This window comes from Claveliimonas bilis (assembly GCF_030296775.1).
Classification (GTDB): Bacteria; Bacillota; Clostridia; order Lachnospirales; family Lachnospiraceae; genus Claveliimonas; species Claveliimonas bilis.
This window is the reverse complement of record NZ_AP027742.1, coordinates 1,455,408-1,473,507: the sequence shown is the minus strand read 5'-3', so window position 1 is coordinate 1,473,507 and position 18,100 is coordinate 1,455,408. Positions and strand designations below refer to the sequence as shown.

Below are 18,100 nucleotides of genomic sequence, written 5' to 3'. Positions count from 1 at the left end.
CAGGGAATTTTAACTGCAGTCGAAAAGCTCCAATCCATCAAGCAGATGAACAATGCTCTTTCTTGGAACTTTATAGTGCTCCAGATTAATTCTGGTCATATATTTGTGGCCAAAAGCTTCTTTCATGCCCTTCCAAACCGTCCAAGGGACACGGTAAAAACCGCTGCCCTGCAAACAAACCATGATAAAACATCTTGCATTTAAGGAAGCATATCGTTCCAAATATGTCTCCTGTTCTTTTGTGACTACGTTTTGGTATATCCTGTCCTTTTCCGTATATTTGGCTTCGAATATGATGGCCTGCCCACCAGATAGGACTCCTTTATAATCTGGTTGCGCCTTTTTCGTAAAAACAGCCTGGAAAGTGCCATCTCCGTTGTTTTTGATCGTTTTCATCGGTTCCGGGGTCTTCTCGATGGATGCCCATCCTTTTTCTAGGTAATATTCTAGGGATCTTGCAATGATCTCTTCAAAATATTGCCCTTGGGCCCTGTTAGCGCAATTATTGTATGAATAATCCATAATATCTCCTTCTTTTTTTTCAGAAAAAGCGGAACCAGGTTCCGTTTCAGAATTTAGCACACGTATTTCTCTTAGGACATCCATCACAAGCAGGCTCTTCTTCTAACATCTCTTCGAGCGGGCAGTTCTCTGTATATTCACAGTTCTCACATTCGCCATCACAGCCCTGAACTCCTTCTAGCATGGCAAGTATAGAGATCGCCTCTTCGCAAATCTGGTCAAATTTTTCGGCAGACATCACAACCAGATCGCCTTCCTTTCGTTCTACCTTGAGAATCCCATCCTCATCAATATGATTGATGACATTTGCCATCGTTGTAAAATTATTCAAAAATTTCTGTTCAGTTGTTGTTATCATACAAATCTCCTTTCGGTAGTGTTTATCGCTACATAGTAATATGGTAGCTGACTACCTGAGACGAGAAAAAGACGCCCAAAGGCGCCTTTCCTGCTTATGCAATTTTTTTGAATTTTCCTTTCTCGATGGTATATACGGAGTCGGACAGGTAGTCTTCAGAAGATACCTGTGTACTATTCACATCCATAACGATGGACTTAAACTCTTCCGCATCTTTTGCTCCTGCCATTCTGGATGGCACAATCAGGACTTCATAGATACTTGACGGTAAAATATAGAAACCATCAGGAAAAGTTGATACCAGCTTATTTTGTATTTCCTGGGAAAAGATAGAGCCGGCAGTAGTACATTTTCCTTGTGAAGAAAGGACAAGAAATGTAATATCAACAGGTATATCTAATTGTCCAACGAAATAGTCTACAGGTTCGCTTGAAAAGCAATCTAAAAAGCTAAGAAGTTTGACATTATTAAGCTCTTTTGAAGCAAGTGCTGCATCGAATACCTGGTCTACTGTTACGTTCCATAAGTTAAGGAGATTTTCAGTTACCTTAAAGATCAAATTTTGGTCCAGCACGACAACCGGATAAAGAATAAGATCTTCCACTCGTTTCAGAATGACATGATGAGATTTCAGCATTTCTTCATACTTTTCGTTCATGACACCAATAGAGAGGATATTTTCTACCTCACTAAGGTTCGTGGGCATTTTGATATTGCCAAGTGAGCTATCTTCTTTTGCTGCTTCCAAAGCATTTGAAAAAGAAGTGGTAAAAGAAGCACTTTACTTAAAACACAACGCCCAGTAACAGACAAGAGGACTTGCAAGGTTTCTGACCTTTCAAGTCCTCTGCTGTATCATGGTTCTGTTGGCTGTGTTCGTTCCGTCAAGGACTGCCCTACGGCGTATCGGCTTCGCCTTGTTCCTTGACCTCACTACATTTTCTCTATTTCTTGACACAACAAAAGCCTATACGAATTTTCTCCAATCCGACAGGCTCTCATTCTTTCACATACTCTATCAATTCTTCTATTCCACAATCCAAGTAACTGCACAGTTTACAGATTAGTTGTGCGTCTAATCTTTGAAATTCATTTCTGCAATAACGATTAAAGTTAGACCTCGGTATATCCAATTCCTTACAAATGGTATTCTTACTAATTCCTTTTTCTTTCAGCAGTTCCTCTATGTGAAGTTCTAAATGTCCGTACTTCATTTCCTCACCTCTACATAAAAGTATATTCAATAAATCTTTATGTAGTAATTCACTATATAGTGAGGTACTATATAGTTATCCTTATAACTATATAGAAACAGAGGTATGTCAAAATGAAAAAGAAATTATTATTTGTCACTATTATTCTAATCTTGCTTGCAGGCGTTCTCTCTTACATTAGCTTGCCCGATTATCTTGTATTTAACAGTATGTCATTCAGTAATAGGGCTAATCGTGATACCGAATTACAAGTTATCGTATATCAATACTGGAATACTGATGAAGTGGTAGCGGAAATCGAAGCAGAACATAATCAAATCAACGGAACTCCCACTATCCTTACAATCAATCTATACTACTCTAAATGGTCTTTTCACAACGGATACGAGCCATTCTATACCACTACTATCAATTATGATTGAAAAGGAAAAGCAGACAGTCCTGCCAAAACTGTCTGCTACAAACTGGAATTGTCACTTCCGGCATAAACAAAACGGATGTCCTGCCGGATCAAACATGGTTACAAAATCATTTCCTCCAAATTGACTTTCCGCTTTCTTCGCTCCCAATGATTCCGCTTTCTTAACCATTTCTGCAACATTATCAACCTGAAAATCAAAATGCATCTGTTTTTGTTGTTTTCCTGTATCTTCTGGCCATACAGGAGGAACATAATCTTTTTCCTCAATAAACAAAAAAACAATCCCCGAAGAACTACGGACAGCCGGTCTTGCAAATAGTTCACACATTTCCCAACCTAATAATTCTCCATAGAATCTTTGCAATTTTCTTTCATCATCACAATCAACCATAACATTCCCTAATACCACTTCATCTACCATATTTTTAACATCCTTTCAAATTCTAATTTGTTTATTTCTTTCATTCTAACACATTTCCTAGTTTTTAACATTATTTTTCCCAAAAATTTAAGGGCGTATTGCAAAATACAATACACCCTCAACATTCACAGCGTTCCCTTTCTATTTTAAACAACAAGCAAATTCCTCGTTAAGAGGTTGGGTAAATTTCTTTACCCAATGCCCTACCCAATCTGTACCCAAAATAGCACGATATTTTGTGAGATTTTACAGTAGTTTATAACACTTGTCAAAATAGCCAGAAACCGCTTAAATACCTTATTTAATTCGCTTTTACCAGTCCTACGATTGATAAATTAGTTTCCCAATTGATCAAGAATCTTTTTTGCAATATCCTGCTGGTCTATATCCTCTTCTGCTGGATAGTAAATCACTGAGAAGCCTTCGTGGACCAATACAGAAATTCCTGTTTTCTCCCCACCGTTTTTCGCGGTTGTGACTATTTCCGGTTTAAGCTCGGAATAGTTCTCTTCTAAATACCGTACTACTTCATTCAAATTAATCATCGTTGTTTCCTCCTCTTATCAGAATATATTTTCAAAAGAAAATGAGAAAAGAAGAGATAAAAAATAGGCTTCGCCTATTCAACTCCCCTACCCCTCAATCATGAGGGGATAGGGGGTTTTCTTTTGTTACTTTTTCTTGCATAATAGACTTATGAACATCTTACAAAGAATCTTTGCAGACCATTATGAAGAAATTAAATATACTCTTCATCCCAGAGAGACTGAGATGGAAAATATCAATAAGATGATCAACTGTGGTGATCCTTCTTTTGGCGGTGCCATGTACAATTGTCCGCACTGCGGGAACTTCAAATTCGTTCCTTTCCGCTGTCACAGCCGTTTTTGCCCTTCATGTGGCAACAAATATTCTATGGAACGCACCACCAGTATGTCTTTCAAACTCGTTAGCGTCCAACACCGCCATTGCGTTTTTACTATTGATGAAAATCTCCGCAGCTTCTTCCTTCAGGACCGATCTCTTCTGAACTGTCTCTTCCATTCCGTCTCCAGTGTAATATCAAGGATGTTTTTCAATCTAAACCATGCCCAAAATTTTACTCCCGGCTATATCATGGTCCTTCATACTTTTGGCCGCGATCTCAAATGGAATCCCCACATTCACTGCCTCCTTTCCGAAGGTGGCTACAGTAATGACGGCTTCTGGCGCCATGTAAAACACTTTAACTACAACTATCTGCGCAATGCTTTCCGCACGGCTCTTCTCAATGAACTGGAAGACCGGATTGGACCTTCTTTCAAAAAAGTGAAAGCGAAATGTTACACTCAGCATAAGCAGGGCTTCTATGTCTATGCTAAACCGAATCTCTGCGATCCGAAAGTAGTGGCTAAATACATCGGCCGCTATCTTGGCAGGCCAGTAATTGCCACTTCCAGGATTGACCGGTATGACGGAGATATCGTTACTTTCCACTATAACCGTCACGAAGATGAACAGTATGTGGAAGAAACTTTGCCTGTTATGGATTTCATAAAACGTCTCATCCGACACATCCCGGAAAAACATTTTAAAATGATCCGCTATGGCGGTCTGTATGCAAGGCACCGCAAGATTGATTCAAAACTGCACCGTGTCATCTCAAAAGAAAAGCATAGGATATACCGCAGCTTCACTCAATGGAGAACATCTCTTTTTCTCTCCTTCGGATATGACCCCCTGTATTGTTCCGAGTGTAATCATAAAATGGAGTTCTTGGAACTTTATTACAACCACAAGCGCGTACCTCTCGAAGAAATGTACGAGAAAGTAATGTCCAAATCTCGTGGAAAGCGTTCCTCCGCGTAGAACCGTTGTGATATAATCCTCTCAAAGGAGGTTGCTTACCATGAAACCAGATATTGAGGAACTGCGCAAAAAGTACATAGAGAATCCACCCGAAGGAATGACATCCGAGGACATTCGCCATATGAGCGAGGATGACCTTCTGGATATGGATTATTTTCTGAATGAAGACGACCCTTTTGACGATTTGTTTGGAGAAGAAGGTTTTTATATCTTCTAAATCTAACCATCGTCCTATTGTCATGCCCACTCCCCTGTTGATTTAACATATGTTCGATCAGTAGGGCTTTTTCCCCCTTATCCAAAAATCGGAATTTCCTATAAAGAAAAAAATAAAGCCATAAAAACGGCTTTATTTGTTGGTTGAAATAAATTATACAATATGTAAACTACTCCGTACCCCATTTTTTAAACCTCCGTACCCCATCTGTACCCCATTTTTTTGACGAGATATGGAAAACTATGACAAAATATGGCATTTTGGGCTGTTTTTTGCATTATCAAAAACCCCGAAAAATCAAGCAAAAACGCCCTTAAAACGGTGTTCCTATCATGTCGTACGGTGTTACCTGATATACATAATAATTAAGCCAATTTGTATAGAGATTGTTACCGTGCGCCCTCCAGGTCAGTAAAGGTTTGTTTTCCGGATTATTTTCCGGATAATAATTTTCGGGCATCTTGATAGGCAGTCCCTTGGACAGATCCCTCTTATATTCTCCATCCAAAGTAATTCTGTCATATTCCGGATGACCCATGACAAAAATCTGTCTTCCTTCCTCTGCCATGGAAAGAAATACGCCTGCTTTTTCTGATTCTGCTAAAATCGTAATCCTGTCATCTGCACGGAGCTTTTCCACAGGCACATCCGTATGGCGGGAATGAGGCGCTAAAAAGACATCGTCAAAGCCTCTCACAAGAGGAATTTTCCGGTTCAGCACCTTATGCCAGAATACGCCGAACAACTTTTCCTCCAAAGGCTCCTTGTTGATCCCATAATGATAGTACAGGGCAGCCTGGGCTCCCCAACAAAGATGGAGCGTGGAAGTTACATGGGTCTTTGTCCATTCCATGATCTCTGTCAGTTCTTCCCAGTAGTCTACTTCCTCAAACGGAATCTGCTCCACCGGAGCTCCTGTAATAATAAAACCGTCAAATTTCTGATCCTTAATATCTGTAAAAGGCAGGTAAAATTTGTTTAAATGGCTGGTCGATGTGTTTTTTGATACATGACTTGACACATTTACAAAAACAACATCCACCTGCAGAGGTGTATTGGACAAAGAGCGGAGAATCTGAAGTTCTGTATCTTCCTTCAGCGGCATCAGATTCAAAAGTCCGATGCGGATCGGACGGATATCCTGATGAACAGCCCGGTGCTCATCCATGACAAAAATATTTTCCTGTTCCAATATCTCTTTTACCGGAAGATCGTTTTGTACTCGAATCGGCATAGCTTACTCTCCTTTATTTTCCTTTTGTGAAATGTTTTCTTCTGAATGCACATAATTTCCCTCATCATCCACATAACTCATTTCATCGTAGTAATCCGAATGCCCGGGAAGATGCTTCTTCTCCAATCGGCTGTTAATGATCATTTGGACGATATAATAAATTACTGCAAAGGTTGGTACTCCCATCAGCATACCCAGGAATCCGAAGAGTCCTCCGCCCAGCAAAATGGAAAAAATAACCCAAAATGCTGACAGGCCTGTTGAATTTCCCAGGATCTTCGGACCTATAAAGTTTCCGTCCAGCTGCTGCAGTAAAAAGATAAAAATGATAAAATAAATCCCCTTAACAGGATCAGAAAGCAGGATCAGGAGTGCACTGGGGATTGCTCCAATATAAGGACCGAAAAAGGGAATTACATTAGTCACCCCTACAATGACGCTCACAAGCATGACATATGGCATATCAAGCAGGGAAATCCCAATAAAGCACAACACTCCGATGATAGCAGAATCTATGATTTTGCCAATGATAAAACCACCAAAAATCTCATTGCTCTTTCTTGTCAGATGAAGGAGCACATTGGCATTGTGAAAAGAAAGCACTGCATATACCGTCTTCTTTGTCTGACGCACGAATTTTTCTTTACTGAACAGTATGTATACCGAGACAATGACACCGATCAGAGCATTAAATAATTCCCGAAGTATATTCAGCACTCCCACGGTAAGACTGGACATCAGATCATTAGCCCGGGGCAGAAGATCCGTACGAAGCCAGGTCTGAAACATCTGTGCCCCCTCACTAATCCCTGCTTTCACAAGGTTACCTGCTGCCGAATCGTTACTGTAAAGCTCATTGAGATCAGCGACAAAATCATTTAACTGCCCCGGAAGGGTAATCACCATATCACGGACACTTTTATATAATTCCGGGATCAACATGCTGAACAAAGCAATGATGATAACAAAAAACACAATGATCGCAAAAAAAATTCCCGTTGCCCGTGAAAGCTTTGCCGCCTTTTGTTTGTTTTTCAGCTTTTTCTCCAAAAATGGAATAAAGTAGTGATCTACCTTTTTCACAATAGGATTTAAAAGATAGGCAATTACAAGTCCGTATAGAATGGGCTTCAATACATCGATAATCTTCCAGAATACATCTGTAAGGTTTGTTGCTCTAAGCAACGCAAAATAAAAAACAATACTCGCTGCGATCACCAGAAAATAGGTCATTCCTTTTCCAAACTGCTGTCTGATCCAGGAAGAGCCCCTGCTGGCTCCGATCCGCAGACGATTACCATAATAACCGCTGTTGGTTTTGTTATTTTTCAGGTCCTTTTCCTGAGTTTCCTTTTCCATTGTCTATTCAGATCCTTCCGATACTCATTACACATGTAGATTATATTATAGCAACGAATAAGGGAAAAATCAAATTTGTTAAAACGTTAACGGGGGACGTAGTAAAGTTTAACTTCAATGTCATTAAGTTTAGAAAATGAGTCCTCAAAAGAAAGACAGTGTTAGTATCCTAATCTACGCTGTCTTTCTTTTATGCAGACCGATAAAGCAGACCGCTGTCTGCTTCAAATTCCTGTTCCGTATTTTCCCCTTTTATGCTATCCTATAAGTGAAATAGATCACTGCTTTTGGGGAAGGTGTTCTGGGAAAACTTCTTTCCCTTCTTATTGGGACTTTATATTTAAGCAGTAATATTTCAACATCTGGCGGCGCTGTCCCATTTGGACAGCGCCATGATTTTAAGCAGATATCTACTGCTGTACTCAGGCTGATCTGATAATCATATTTCCAGGATGTTTTTTGGGGAAGCGAGATGTGAAACAGGATGCTTTTACAATAATTGAACAGGATGACTTTTGCATACAGTTCCTGCAGGACATACTCTATTCTTTTTGAATGAAGCGCACTGGCCCCAAGATTATATTTTAGCTGGGAAAATGCTGTCTCTATCATCCAACGCATACGGTAGAGTTCCTGAAGCATTCCAACGGGCATTTCTTCTTTGGACAGGTTCGTAAAGAGGATCTCGGAAAGATCTTCGCTTACTTTCAACTTTATCACTCGTAGTTTCATCGGATATTCCGTTTGCTCTTCCGTAAAAAAGTCAAACTTTGCACCGGATCGGATCCGTTTGTAGAATTCCGGCTGTTCTTTGGTGCCACGGCAGTGTTTTTTACAGATAACGACAGGATATTCCACATCGAATTGTTCCTGATCGGGAATGGCTAAACTGGAAAGGATCCCCCTGTCTCCCTGCCGTCCCCGGATCACAAAATTCCATCCTTTTTCCAAGATATGTGCAAAGGTATTATAACTTTCATATCCCCGGTCGGCAGTAAGGATGACTTTGCCGGAAATTTCCGTTTGTGCCAGCATGGTAATAAGGGCGGAATGTTCATCTTTTTCATGGACAGGCTGAAGCAGGACCTGATCAAAAATACCGCTGTTTAGATGGTATAAAGCGTTTAGATGGATTGCGTTTTTCCCTTTTTGTGTGTTAGGGATCTTTCGATGGCAGAGAGGTTCTTTTTTATTTTCCGGGAAGGAGAGCTCTGAACCGTCAGCAGCAAGAAGATGATAGCCATGGAAGTTGGAATGTTTGGGGAGAGAGGCCGTAAAAACAGAAAAGAGTACTTTCATAGTATTGGGCTTGAGTTTGCCGCGCTGTTGCAGCATGGCGGAAGAGGTGGGAAGATCCGGGCGATAGGAGAAAAAGTCCAAAAGTTCCTTATCCAAAGACTTAGCGCCTAAAGAAAGAAGGAAACGTAAGGTATCAAAAAAGGAAATTTTTCTGGAACGGGAAAAATCTTTTCCGGGACGTTTTACATAAGAATCAGAGTTGCGGGACATTTTTTTCATCATATGCAATAATTTGTGTTTTGTAATAAGAGAATAATCAGCCATTTGAAACCTCCAAAAAAAAGAATATATTCAAATGGCTTCGCCTCAGATTTTGTATGATTTGTCAAGTGTTTTTTATAAAAAAGCATGGAATTTTTCGTTCCATGCTTTTTTGAATCCTAATTTCTAAACTTAATGACATTGAAGTTTAACTTTACTACGTCCCCCGTTAATCATTTAACACTTAAATGTCGCACATTCTGTCTGCCCGCACTGACAGGCATTACTGCCTTCCACGCTGATCTTGCCGGCATGGCACTGGCAATTATCATTGTACCGGCATTGTGTTGCCTGACAATCTACGCTGCTGCATGCAGATGCTGTCTGTCCGGCGGAATTTCCATAAGAATTCTGTGCGGATCCTTTTCTTTCCTCAAAGCTGTCGCAGCATGTCTCCTCTGCATTCTTTGCGGATGAGCCTCCCACCTGGATTTTGTCCAACGCACAGTAAAAATCTTTATTGTGCATACAAGTCTGTACAGTACATTTTAATTCCGGCATAATACTACCTCCTTAGATTTGTTTATCAGAAGTAGTATCTGCATTTTTTTATAAAATATACTTTTATTTTTTCTGTTCCATTCCAGGTGCATTTACAAACATTTCATGAAAATCAGGAAAATCTTTTTTCAGGGAAACCGGTCTGCCCTTGCTGTTTAAAAAGCAGTGCTTTGTAAGTCCCCGGCAGTGTACCATACCTGTTTTATCATCAACGATCTCATACTCCACTGTCATTTTGATCCCGTTATATTCCCGGATTTTCGTCTCTATTGTAACGCTCTCCCCAAAGTAAACCATCCGGCGATAGTCTGCCTCCACAGAAAGGACCGGACTTACGATCCCTCTCCTTTCCATCTCATCGTACCCCATCCCCATTTGTTCCATGAAATCTGTCCTTGCTTCTTCAAACCAACGGATATAATTGGAATGATGTACAACTCCCATCTGATCTGTCTCATAATACTGTACTTTATGCCTGTAAGGCCTGATATTGTTCATTTTGCTCCGCCTTTCTCTCTTACCTTTCCCCGGATTTCACCTGCCCAGTCTGACTAAAATCTATTTGGAAGCCCCGCGTATACTCCCAAAGTCGGGATGCAGTCCTGACCAGCCGGCCTGAGCCATTGTTCCAATACGGTACATATCTTCTTTGCTGATCTCAAAACCAAATACATCCTGGTTCTGCTTCATTCTCTCTATTGTAGAGGATTTCGGAAGCGGAATAATTCCCCTTTGAAGGGCATAATGAATGCACAGCTGCGCCACAGAAACTCCGTAGGAATCAGCGATCTCCATCAGCATTTCATGGTTAAGGAGTGCACTTCTCCCTATGGGACTCCAGGCCTGAACCTGAATATTTTTTTCTTTGCAGTATTGAACCGTCATCTCCTGAGTATAGCCTGGATGAAATTCAATCTGATCTACAGCCGGCCTGATTTCGCAATTTTGAAGAATATTCTCAATATGGTGAGGCAGGAAATTACTTACGCCGATCGCTCTTACCCGGCCGCTCCGGTAAATTTCCTCCATTCCTCTCCAGGTCTCAATATCCAGTCTCTTCCAGTCTTTATAGCCTTCTTCCGGCAAGGGCCAATGGATGAGATACATATCAAGATAATCTGTCTCAAGTGTCTCCAGTGTCTTCTCAAAAGCCTTTTTTACATTTTCATATCCCATTTCTGTTTTCCAGGCTTTTGATGTAATAAAAAGCTCTTCTCGTTTTATGCCGCTGGCTTTGATTGCCTCGGCCAGATATCCTTCCGTTCCATAAAAAGATGCAGTATCAAAATATCGGTATCCAGCGTCAATGGCTGTCCTTATAATCTCCGCACTTTTACTGTCAGCCGCTTTGAATGTACCAAATCCGATACACGGATTTTCCACACCGTTATTCAACTGAAATGCATCATACATATCCTTCATTGCTTTTCTCTCCTTCCGGTCCTCTATAGTCTATCCCAAAATCCACATCTTCCACACTGCAAAAAACTCTCTTACTGCATAATTAAGAAGCAAGATCCTGCTGCACCCTGCCGGAATGCCGCATGTATTTTGATATCCAAGTTTCCTGGCGTATTGTCTTGCCCTGTAAATATGAAAATTATTGGTCACAATCCCCACCGGACAATTCATATCCGGAAGCATTGCTGCCGAAAACGCAAGGTTTTCTTTTGTCGTCGTTGACTGATCTTCCATTTCAATGCAGCTCTCTTTTATCCCATGCTGCTGAAGATACTTCTTCATTGCCTCTGCCTCAGTGACTGTTTCACCCGTACCTCGCCCCCCGGAAACAATGATCCGGGTCTTTGGAAATTTCTCTTTATACTGCATCGCCTTATCCAAACGTCTTTTTAACGAATTTGTAACTTGATCGCCCTCTATATGTGCGCCCAATACGATCAGGTAGTCGCACTTCTTTTCCTGCTTATTCAAAAGTTCCGAAAAAATTCTGATCTCTACAGCCAAAAAAATAAAAACAGCAACGGAAAAAGTAAACCACACCACCGTTTCCAGCCATTCCGGAAGATATGCCGTCAGCAGACGGACAGCCAGACAGCCGATCCCGGCCGCCGCCCAGAAGCCTGCAAATGTAGAGGTCCACTTTCCCATTGCCAGACGTATTAATACAAAATACAACAGACAGAATATACCCAGTTCAGTCATTTTCTATCTTCCGCAGCACTTTTTATACTTCTTTCCGCTTCCGCATGGGCAAGGATCGTTTCGTCCCACTTTTTTGCCCTTGCGTATTGTACCGGATTCCTTCTGCTCTTTGTAAAGTTTTTTCCGTTCTTCCTCTGAAAAAATTTCTTTCCACTGCGGCAGTTCATAAAGCCAGTCCGCCTTTGCAGCCACCATATTTTTATACAGAAGTTCTTTATCATATACAAGGTTTACTTCTGTATCCTCATCCATTGTCTCAATCGGATTCGGAACTTTCAGACTCTCATCAATGCCGTCCAGAAAACCTACCATTGTCATGACGCTCTGATGATATCTTTCAGCCAGCTCTTTTACTGTCCCTCTTACCTCTTCTTCCGGATTAGAAAGAAGCTGTTCGTAGATCTCCTTTTCAATCTGAAAATAGGATGCCCAGAATTGCTGAAGCTGTCCTCTGTCTGATTTTTCATTATAAGCAACTGCTCTCCACTGCTCTAATAATGTATTGCTCATATTCTATATACTCCTTTGTAAGTTATTCTGCACGAATTATTATATACCATTTTCCATTTTTTTCAAAGAGCCAGTATTTGATTTTTTCACTGTTTCCATATATAATATGAAACATCTGACAAACTTGCGGCAAAAGCTTCCTCTTGCTGCACAAAGAAAGGATTTCTGCTTATGAAAAAAATGAAACGTTTTCTTGCATTGTTCGGCGCTGTTTTGCTTTTCGCCTTATATGGAAGCACTTTATTTTTTGCTTTCACAGACCGCTCTGCTGCAATGGGAATGCTGAAAGCTTCCATTGCCTGTACGATCATTATCCCTGTCCTTCTTTATGCCTACACACTGGTATACAAAAATATCAGAGGCGATCACCAGAAGCCAGATGAGCTTTCCTATAAGGATGATACGGAACAGGATAATCAAACGTAAAGCTCTGCCCACATCCAGGCGGGGCTCTTTTCTGTTTTTCTCTGTTCTTTTTTGGATTCTTTTTCTTTTATTTTTTGTCTTCTGTCCAGATATTCCTCCAGGGATATGATTTCCTGGCTGCCGCTTTTTCTCATATCATGTCTCATGTTCATACCTCCGTTCTTTACTGACTTTCTTTTTATCCAAATCTTTCGGCTTTATTATTATATTTGCCATTTTCCGATGTTATGACTCTTTTTGTTTACAGATTCAAGTATAGCAGTTAAATATGTACAGTCTGTGGAAAATGGATAAAATAAAACTAAGGAATTTCTTAAAAAAAGCGGAAAAATTGTCATCTTTGACACTTTTTCCGCTTTTGTACGAACTATTTTTCAATTTTATTTGTTATATCCGCCCTTTAATTACCGATAAATAATATCATGACGCCCCGGTCCATTTGAGATCATTGTAATCGGGTATCCAATCTCCTTTTCTACGAACTCTATATAATTTCTGCAGTTTTCCGGAAGATCTTCATATTTTTTAATTCCACGGATATCGCACTTCCATCCCGGAAGCTTCTTCAATACAGGTTTTGCCTTTTCCAGAAGATGTGTAGTCGGGAAGTCTGTTGTCACTTCTCCGTCAATTTCATATCCCACGCATACAGGAATCTCATCCAGATATCCCAGAACATCCAGAACCGTGAAAGCCACATCTGTCGTTCCCTGCAGCCTGCAGCCATATTTGGAAGCAACACAGTCAAACCATCCCATACGTCTCGGACGTCCTGTGGTAGCTCCAAATTCTCCTCCGTCGCCTCCCCGGCGGCGAAGCTCATCTGCCTCTTCCCCGAAGATCTCACTGACAAAAGCTCCTGCCCCTACAGCACTGGAATATGCTTTGCACACTGTGATGATCTTTTTAATCTCATATGGAGGGATTCCCGCTCCGATTGCACCGTATGCAGCAAGGGTGGAAGAAGAAGTGACCATCGGATAAATTCCGTGATCGGGATCCTTCAGAGAACCAAGCTGTCCCTCCAGAAGGATTTCTTTCCCTTCCTTCAGCGCATTATGAAGGAACAATGCCACATCACACACATATGGCTCTATCATTCTTTTATATTCTTGCAACTCATTATATAAATCAGCAGGATCTATCAATGGCTTATGGTAGAGATGCTCAAGCAGTACATTTTTCTGTTCCGCCACGCGTACTGTCTTTTCCTTCAGAAGCTCATCATCAAACAACTCGCTCACCTGGAAGCCGATTTTCGCATACTTATCTGAATAAAACGGCGCGATTCCGGACTTTGTAGAGCCAAAAGATTTGCCTCCCAGCCTTTCTTCCTCATAGGCATCAAAATTTTTGTGATAGGACATTACCATCTGCGCGCGGTCCGATACAAGGATCTTCGGCATAGGAACCCCCTTTTCCACAATGGACTGGATCTCCTCAAATAACCTCGGCACATCAAGGGCCACTCCATTTCCAATGATACTTGTTGTATGGCTGTAGAATACGCCGGAAGGCAGTGTATGAAGTGCGAATTTACCATAATCATTTATGATCGTGTGCCCTGCATTGGCTCCTCCCTGGAAACGGACAATAATATCCGCATTTTCTCCCAGCATATCGGTAATCTTCCCTTTACCTTCATCGCCCCAGTTGGCGCCTACTACTGCTTTTACCATATCAATTCCTCCTGTGTGTCATTTACATTACTATCCAATAGCTGCTCTTTAACAGCCATAAGCATTATACTATATTTTTTTCTTATTGTACATTATTATTTTTGCTAATCTATCTGATTTCCTTCTTCTACATAAGAGGAGCAAAAAGACGCAGCACCTGACCTGCCAGTTTGGTCAGCATTGTTCTCTTTCTTACATCCAACAGGCTGATTTTGTGGCATTTTGCCAGAGTCTGCTGAAAATCTCTTTCAATTTTATCGATAACTGAATTGTTATAAATAAATACACCGCATTCAAAGTGCAGATACAAGCTCCGATAGTCCAAGTTGATCGTTCCGACTGTTGCCGTATCGTCATCTGAGACAAAGACTTTCGCATGTACAAATCCCGGTGTATATTCATAGATCTGCACTCCTGCCCGGATCAATTCTCTGTAATAAGTTTTAGCCAATGCAAATGCGTACCATTTATCCGGTATATGCGGCATGATAATGATTACTTCGATTCCGCTCTTTGCAGTTCTTGTAAGCGCAGAGATCATCTCACTGTCCAATATAAGATAAGGCGTCATAATATGTACATATTTCTTTGCGTGATTCAATATATGGAAATAGACTTCTTCCCCTACGTTTTCGTTATCAAAAGGACTGTCCCCATAGGGGAGCACATATCCCAATTCCCTTCTCAGTCCGTCTTTTCTGGGCGTCAGATACCGCTGATACCTCTCCGGCCGCTTTTCATCGATGTTCCACAGCTGCAGAAACATCATTGTAAGGCTCTGCACTGCATCCCCTTTCAGCATAACCGCCGTATCCTTCCAGTGCCCGAATCTTTCTTTTCGATTGATATATTCATCACCCAAATTAATTCCGCCGGTAAAACCAACCTTTCCATCTATCACACAGATCTTTCTATGGTCTCGGTTATTCTGTACTGTGGACAAAAAAGGCTTGATAGGGTTCATCATCTTACACCTTATTCCTCTGCTTTCCAGCTCTGAAGGATAATCGTAGGGAAGCATGGAAATCGCGCAGGTGCCGTCATACATAAATCTGACTTCCACCCCTTCTCTTGCTTTCCGGGTGAGAACCTTCAAAATACTGTCCCACATATACCCTTTCTCCACAATAAAGTATTCCATAAAAATATATTTCCGGGCTTTTTCCAATTCCGGGATCATTGCACGGAACTTATCCTCACCCAGCGGGAAATAAGTGATTTCCGTATTACGATATACCGGAAATCCCAGGTGATGAGACAGATAATATGCAAGGTTGGCATTCGCCGGCTTGCTGGCTCTAAGGGCATCTACCACATCCATGTCCTGCAGCATATACGAATCCGTCTCAATCCGGAGCGTAGCCAGACGTTTCCCCATCCATCGTACTCCCCCCTGGGTTTTTACATATATATAGAAAAGCGTTCCCACTGCCGGTAATCCCACAATGCACAGCATCCATGTCATTTTAAAAGCTGGGTTATCTTCAGAATTAATGATGTAGATTACCACAATGACACTCAATACTGTCATCGTCCCGTGGATAAACATTGCATAGTTTTGCAGCAGATTCGTTGTAATGACAAATATTCCAAGCTGTATCAGGATCAGCAAAAGAATGAAACCCGTCCGGCTGAATATAATTCTTGACAAGCCTTTCTTTGCCTTTCCTGGTTCTTTGTGATCCATATGTACCTCCTTCTAAACACAACATATAGTGTAACATACTTTCAAGATCTCCACAACTCATCTACAGTGAATCCGAACTGTCTATACTCTTCCAAACAGAAGGTCCAAATTCAGTACAATATTTAACGCTCCCCCCTTCCTTTTTCTTTCGAAAAGTATTACAATATATCTTAACATATTTGCAAAGCAGAGAAAGGAGCCACATATATGTCTAAATGGTTAAAACGTTTATTAGGACTGGCCGCTGTAGGAAGCGCAATCGCCGGACTTATTTATTATCTGAAAAAGTCTTCTAAAGATACACCGGAAGAAGATTCTGATGACTTTGAAGACGATGACTTTGATCTTGATAATGATCTGAAACCTGTCACTGACCGTGAATATGTCCCCCTTGGCGGAACCCCGAAGGAAACGGAAGAAACAGCCGAAGAGGAAACGAAGGAAGAGGAAAGCAACTCTGAAGAGGAAGATTCTGAGGATTAAAAAATAACAGAGGATACAGCGGAATGTAATTTTGTTGTATCCTCTGCTATTTTTTATCAATTTTTCCAGATTTCCCCAAGGACAGCGCACGCCTCTTTAATCTTCTCTTCCGACATATTGGCATATCCAAGCAAAATCGTTGCTTCTTCCCTTTTCTCGTCCTCATCTACAATATAATCGGATAATCCGTATACTTTGATCCCTTCTTCCGCCGCCCGGAGAATCAACTCTGACTCTTCCCGGCCTCCCGGGAAATGCAAAAGAAGATGCACACCTGCATTTTCTCCGGATATCCGGCATTGTCCTGCCAATGGCCGAAGTCCCAGGATCAACTGGTCATGGCGGCTTTTATAGAGCGCCCTTGTCTTATTCAGATGACGCTCATAATAGCCTTCCTCAATAAATCGGCATACGATCAGCTGATCTACTTTGGAAACAGTGGAGCTTAAAAACCGGCACTTTTGCTGGTAGGCTTCACAAAGCTCCGGTGGAAGCACCATATAGCTTAAACGGATAGCCGGAGCAATCGACTTTGAAAATGTGCCGAGATACACTACTTTTCCATGGGCATCATAGCCCTGAAGGGCCGGGATCGGTTTCCCTTTATAGCGAAATTCACTGTCATAATCATCTTCTACAATATAGCGTCCTTCTTCCTCCTCCGCCCATTTCAAAAGCTCCATTCTTCTGCCTATAGGCATTACGATCCCTGTGGGATACTGATGGGACGGCGTAACATATGCAATATCTGCCCCTGATTTTCTAAGAGGATCTATCTTCATTCCCATCCCGTCCATAGGAACAGGCATCACTTTATACTCCTGACTTTGAAACAATCTGTAAGCCTTCTTATAAGTGGGGTTCTCTACTGCGATCACATGATCTCTTCCGATAATGGTGCAAAAAAGCATCATGAGATAATCGCTTCCGGCTCCCACGATAACCTGTTCCGGGGTACAGTTCACTCCTCTTGCCTGATACAGATACCGGCAGATCACACTCCGAAACTCATACTCACCTCTCGGATCTCCCAGCCGGAACAGTTCCGTGCGGTCATCGGATAAAATCTCTCTTGATAGCTTCCGCCAGGTATTATAGGGAAAACTTTTCAGATCCACTCCATTGGGAGTAAAATCATACTTGATTTTCTTTTCCCCGTTTATTTCCATTTGTTCCCTGGACTCCTCTTTTTTCTCCAGAAAAGAATCCTTTTTTCTTTCCGCCTCCAAATGATACAGCTCGTCCACCTGCGCTACAAAAAAACCTCTGTAAGGCACTGATTCAATATATCCCTCGGATAAAAGCTGTTCATAGGCAAGTTCCACCGTGCTTCTGCTGACCTCCAGGTAAGAGGAGAGCGCTCTTGTAGACGGAAGCTTCTCCTTGCACAGGATCCTTCCGGCTCTGATCTCATCTTTAATATAAGTGTAAATCTGCTCATAAAGAGGCTCTTTATCTGACGGTCGTAAATTAATCGTTAATTCATGCATGGTTCCT

At 41.4% G+C, this 18,100-nt stretch carries 23 protein-coding genes; 5 read left to right on the top strand and 18 right to left on the bottom strand.

All coding sequences use genetic code 11. The annotated features are described in order from the left end of the window. Window positions 1–9 precede the first annotated feature (9 nt). The 4 genes from R2J37_RS07135 to R2J37_RS07120 form a co-directional block, all read right to left on the bottom strand. Window positions 10–522 carry a Holliday junction resolvase RecU gene (locus R2J37_RS07135; RefSeq protein ID WP_316266862.1) on the bottom strand — a complete coding sequence of 171 codons (513 nt, stop codon included), beginning with the start codon at window positions 520–522 and terminating at the stop codon, window positions 10–12. A gap of 46 nt (window positions 523–568) precedes the next feature. Beyond that, on the bottom strand, window positions 569–880 hold the full coding sequence (locus tag R2J37_RS07130) for a hypothetical protein (protein WP_316266860.1): 312 nt from the start codon (window positions 878–880) through the stop codon (window positions 569–571). A gap of 94 nt (window positions 881–974) precedes the next feature. Then, window positions 975–1,628, bottom strand: a complete 654-nt coding sequence (locus R2J37_RS07125) for a DUF5688 family protein (RefSeq protein ID WP_316266858.1) — start codon at window positions 1,626–1,628, stop codon at window positions 975–977. A gap of 250 nt (window positions 1,629–1,878) precedes the next feature. After that, entirely contained in the window at window positions 1,879–2,094 is a 216-nt protein-coding gene (locus tag R2J37_RS07120) for a helix-turn-helix domain-containing protein (protein ID WP_004611575.1), read from the bottom strand. A gap of 113 nt (window positions 2,095–2,207) precedes the next feature. Here R2J37_RS07120 and R2J37_RS07115 point away from each other — a divergent pair, with 113 nt between their 5' ends. Further along, window positions 2,208–2,516, top strand: a complete 309-nt coding sequence (locus tag R2J37_RS07115; RefSeq protein WP_230105744.1) for a hypothetical protein — start codon at window positions 2,208–2,210, stop codon at window positions 2,514–2,516. 51 nt (window positions 2,517–2,567) lie between these two features. On the opposite strand, the gene R2J37_RS07110 is transcribed toward R2J37_RS07115, so the two are convergent. Both R2J37_RS07110 and R2J37_RS07105 read right to left on the bottom strand, forming a co-directional pair. Continuing rightward, the gene (locus R2J37_RS07110; RefSeq protein WP_230105743.1) at window positions 2,568–2,936 is read right to left on the bottom strand and encodes a VOC family protein; all 369 of its coding nucleotides are present in this window, start codon (window positions 2,934–2,936) and stop codon (window positions 2,568–2,570) included. Window positions 2,937–3,271: 335 nt separating this feature from the next. Then, window positions 3,272–3,481 (bottom strand): hypothetical protein, encoded by a 210-nt coding sequence (locus R2J37_RS07105; protein ID WP_316266852.1) that lies wholly within the window; start codon window positions 3,479–3,481, stop codon window positions 3,272–3,274. 151 nt (window positions 3,482–3,632) lie between these two features. Between R2J37_RS07105 and R2J37_RS07090 the strand changes: the two genes are divergently transcribed. Both R2J37_RS07090 and R2J37_RS07085 read left to right on the top strand, forming a co-directional pair. After that, entirely contained in the window at window positions 3,633–4,784 is a 1,152-nt protein-coding gene (locus R2J37_RS07090; RefSeq protein WP_463510212.1) for an IS91 family transposase, read from the top strand. Window positions 4,785–4,824: 40 nt separating this feature from the next. Continuing rightward, a complete protein-coding gene (locus R2J37_RS07085; protein ID WP_164488446.1) occupies window positions 4,825–5,001 on the top strand; it encodes a hypothetical protein in 177 nt (58 codons plus the stop codon). A gap of 313 nt (window positions 5,002–5,314) precedes the next feature. On the opposite strand, the gene metA is transcribed toward R2J37_RS07085, so the two are convergent. From metA to R2J37_RS07045, 8 genes are all read right to left on the bottom strand, one after another. After that, a complete protein-coding gene (gene metA, locus R2J37_RS07080; protein WP_256193974.1) occupies window positions 5,315–6,235 on the bottom strand; it encodes a homoserine O-acetyltransferase MetA in 921 nt (306 codons plus the stop codon). Between the two features lie 3 nt (window positions 6,236–6,238). Continuing rightward, on the bottom strand, window positions 6,239–7,594 hold the full coding sequence (locus R2J37_RS07075) for an AI-2E family transporter (RefSeq protein ID WP_316266850.1): 1,356 nt from the start codon (window positions 7,592–7,594) through the stop codon (window positions 6,239–6,241). A 252-nt stretch (window positions 7,595–7,846) separates the two neighbouring features. Beyond that, window positions 7,847–9,157, bottom strand: coding sequence for an IS4 family transposase (locus R2J37_RS07070; RefSeq protein WP_316266848.1), 1,311 nt, complete (start codon window positions 9,155–9,157; stop codon window positions 7,847–7,849). A 174-nt stretch (window positions 9,158–9,331) separates the two neighbouring features. Further along, window positions 9,332–9,655: a DUF1540 domain-containing protein gene (locus R2J37_RS07065; protein WP_230106429.1), complete on the bottom strand. Its 324-nt coding sequence runs from the start codon at window positions 9,653–9,655 to the stop codon at window positions 9,332–9,334. 63 nt (window positions 9,656–9,718) lie between these two features. Continuing rightward, a complete protein-coding gene (locus tag R2J37_RS07060) occupies window positions 9,719–10,153 on the bottom strand; it encodes an acyl-CoA thioesterase (protein ID WP_256193972.1) in 435 nt (144 codons plus the stop codon). A gap of 60 nt (window positions 10,154–10,213) precedes the next feature. Further along, a complete protein-coding gene (locus tag R2J37_RS07055; RefSeq protein WP_316266846.1) occupies window positions 10,214–11,077 on the bottom strand; it encodes an aldo/keto reductase in 864 nt (287 codons plus the stop codon). 30 nt (window positions 11,078–11,107) lie between these two features. Beyond that, window positions 11,108–11,818, bottom strand: coding sequence for a YdcF family protein (locus R2J37_RS07050; protein ID WP_230106432.1), 711 nt, complete (start codon window positions 11,816–11,818; stop codon window positions 11,108–11,110). 3 nt (window positions 11,819–11,821) lie between these two features. Further along, entirely contained in the window at window positions 11,822–12,328 is a 507-nt protein-coding gene (locus R2J37_RS07045; protein ID WP_230106433.1) for an SEC-C metal-binding domain-containing protein, read from the bottom strand. Between the two features lie 171 nt (window positions 12,329–12,499). On the opposite strand from R2J37_RS07045, the gene R2J37_RS07040 reads away from it, so the two are divergent. Then, window positions 12,500–12,754 carry a hypothetical protein gene (locus R2J37_RS07040; RefSeq protein WP_230106434.1) on the top strand — a complete coding sequence of 85 codons (255 nt, stop codon included), beginning with the start codon at window positions 12,500–12,502 and terminating at the stop codon, window positions 12,752–12,754. Here the strand turns inward: R2J37_RS07040 and R2J37_RS07035 are convergent. From R2J37_RS07035 to cls, 3 genes are all read right to left on the bottom strand, one after another. Then, window positions 12,745–12,900 carry a hypothetical protein gene (locus R2J37_RS07035; protein ID WP_230106435.1) on the bottom strand — a complete coding sequence of 52 codons (156 nt, stop codon included), beginning with the start codon at window positions 12,898–12,900 and terminating at the stop codon, window positions 12,745–12,747. The two genes, R2J37_RS07040 and R2J37_RS07035, sit on opposite strands and share 10 nt — an antisense overlap. Window positions 12,901–13,158: 258 nt before the next feature. Beyond that, a complete protein-coding gene (locus R2J37_RS07030) occupies window positions 13,159–14,433 on the bottom strand; it encodes an adenylosuccinate synthase (RefSeq protein ID WP_230106436.1) in 1,275 nt (424 codons plus the stop codon). 127 nt (window positions 14,434–14,560) lie between these two features. Continuing rightward, window positions 14,561–16,120 (bottom strand): cardiolipin synthase, encoded by a 1,560-nt coding sequence (gene cls, locus R2J37_RS07025; RefSeq protein ID WP_316266843.1) that lies wholly within the window; start codon window positions 16,118–16,120, stop codon window positions 14,561–14,563. 207 nt (window positions 16,121–16,327) lie between these two features. Here cls and R2J37_RS07020 point away from each other — a divergent pair, with 207 nt between their 5' ends. Further along, window positions 16,328–16,603 carry a hypothetical protein gene (locus R2J37_RS07020; protein ID WP_256193970.1) on the top strand — a complete coding sequence of 92 codons (276 nt, stop codon included), beginning with the start codon at window positions 16,328–16,330 and terminating at the stop codon, window positions 16,601–16,603. Between the two features lie 56 nt (window positions 16,604–16,659). On the opposite strand, the gene pdxR is transcribed toward R2J37_RS07020, so the two are convergent. Then, complete coding sequence (gene pdxR / locus R2J37_RS07015; protein WP_230106439.1) at window positions 16,660–18,093, bottom strand: MocR-like pyridoxine biosynthesis transcription factor PdxR; 1,434 nt, start codon at window positions 18,091–18,093, stop codon at window positions 16,660–16,662. Window positions 18,094–18,100: the final 7 nt, after the last annotated feature.

Excerpts from the sequence above, each read along its gene's own strand:
- R2J37_RS07075 (WP_316266850.1), bottom strand. The coding sequence starts at position 7,594 with ATGGAAAAGGAAACTCAGGAAAAGGACCTGAAAAATAACAAAACCAAC.
- R2J37_RS07040 (WP_230106434.1), top strand. The coding sequence starts at position 12,500 with ATGAAAAAAATGAAACGTTTTCTTGCATTGTTCGGCGCTGTTTTGCTT.
- R2J37_RS07085 (WP_164488446.1), top strand. The coding sequence starts at position 4,825 with ATGAAACCAGATATTGAGGAACTGCGCAAAAAGTACATAGAGAATCCA.
- R2J37_RS07105 (WP_316266852.1), bottom strand. The coding sequence starts at position 3,481 with ATGATTAATTTGAATGAAGTAGTACGGTATTTAGAAGAGAACTATTCC.
- R2J37_RS07020 (WP_256193970.1), top strand. The coding sequence starts at position 16,328 with ATGTCTAAATGGTTAAAACGTTTATTAGGACTGGCCGCTGTAGGAAGC.
- R2J37_RS07065 (WP_230106429.1), bottom strand. The coding sequence starts at position 9,655 with ATGCCGGAATTAAAATGTACTGTACAGACTTGTATGCACAATAAAGAT.
- cls (WP_316266843.1), bottom strand. The coding sequence starts at position 16,120 with ATGGATCACAAAGAACCAGGAAAGGCAAAGAAAGGCTTGTCAAGAATT.
- R2J37_RS07120 (WP_004611575.1), bottom strand. The coding sequence starts at position 2,094 with ATGAAGTACGGACATTTAGAACTTCACATAGAGGAACTGCTGAAAGAA.
- R2J37_RS07130 (WP_316266860.1), bottom strand. The coding sequence starts at position 880 with ATGATAACAACAACTGAACAGAAATTTTTGAATAATTTTACAACGATG.
- R2J37_RS07050 (WP_230106432.1), bottom strand. The coding sequence starts at position 11,818 with ATGACTGAACTGGGTATATTCTGTCTGTTGTATTTTGTATTAATACGT.
- R2J37_RS07045 (WP_230106433.1), bottom strand. The coding sequence starts at position 12,328 with ATGAGCAATACATTATTAGAGCAGTGGAGAGCAGTTGCTTATAATGAA.
- R2J37_RS07060 (WP_256193972.1), bottom strand. The coding sequence starts at position 10,153 with ATGAACAATATCAGGCCTTACAGGCATAAAGTACAGTATTATGAGACA.
- R2J37_RS07035 (WP_230106435.1), bottom strand. The coding sequence starts at position 12,900 with ATGAGACATGATATGAGAAAAAGCGGCAGCCAGGAAATCATATCCCTG.
- R2J37_RS07030 (WP_230106436.1), bottom strand. The coding sequence starts at position 14,433 with ATGGTAAAAGCAGTAGTAGGCGCCAACTGGGGCGATGAAGGTAAAGGG.
- R2J37_RS07070 (WP_316266848.1), bottom strand. The coding sequence starts at position 9,157 with ATGGCTGATTATTCTCTTATTACAAAACACAAATTATTGCATATGATG.
- R2J37_RS07135 (WP_316266862.1), bottom strand. The coding sequence starts at position 522 with ATGGATTATTCATACAATAATTGCGCTAACAGGGCCCAAGGGCAATAT.
- R2J37_RS07110 (WP_230105743.1), bottom strand. The coding sequence starts at position 2,936 with ATGGTAGATGAAGTGGTATTAGGGAATGTTATGGTTGATTGTGATGAT.
- pdxR (WP_230106439.1), bottom strand. The coding sequence starts at position 18,093 with ATGCATGAATTAACGATTAATTTACGACCGTCAGATAAAGAGCCTCTT.
- metA (WP_256193974.1), bottom strand. The coding sequence starts at position 6,235 with ATGCCGATTCGAGTACAAAACGATCTTCCGGTAAAAGAGATATTGGAA.
- R2J37_RS07090 (WP_463510212.1), top strand. The coding sequence starts at position 3,633 with ATGAACATCTTACAAAGAATCTTTGCAGACCATTATGAAGAAATTAAA.
- R2J37_RS07055 (WP_316266846.1), bottom strand. The coding sequence starts at position 11,077 with ATGAAGGATATGTATGATGCATTTCAGTTGAATAACGGTGTGGAAAAT.
- R2J37_RS07115 (WP_230105744.1), top strand. The coding sequence starts at position 2,208 with ATGAAAAAGAAATTATTATTTGTCACTATTATTCTAATCTTGCTTGCA.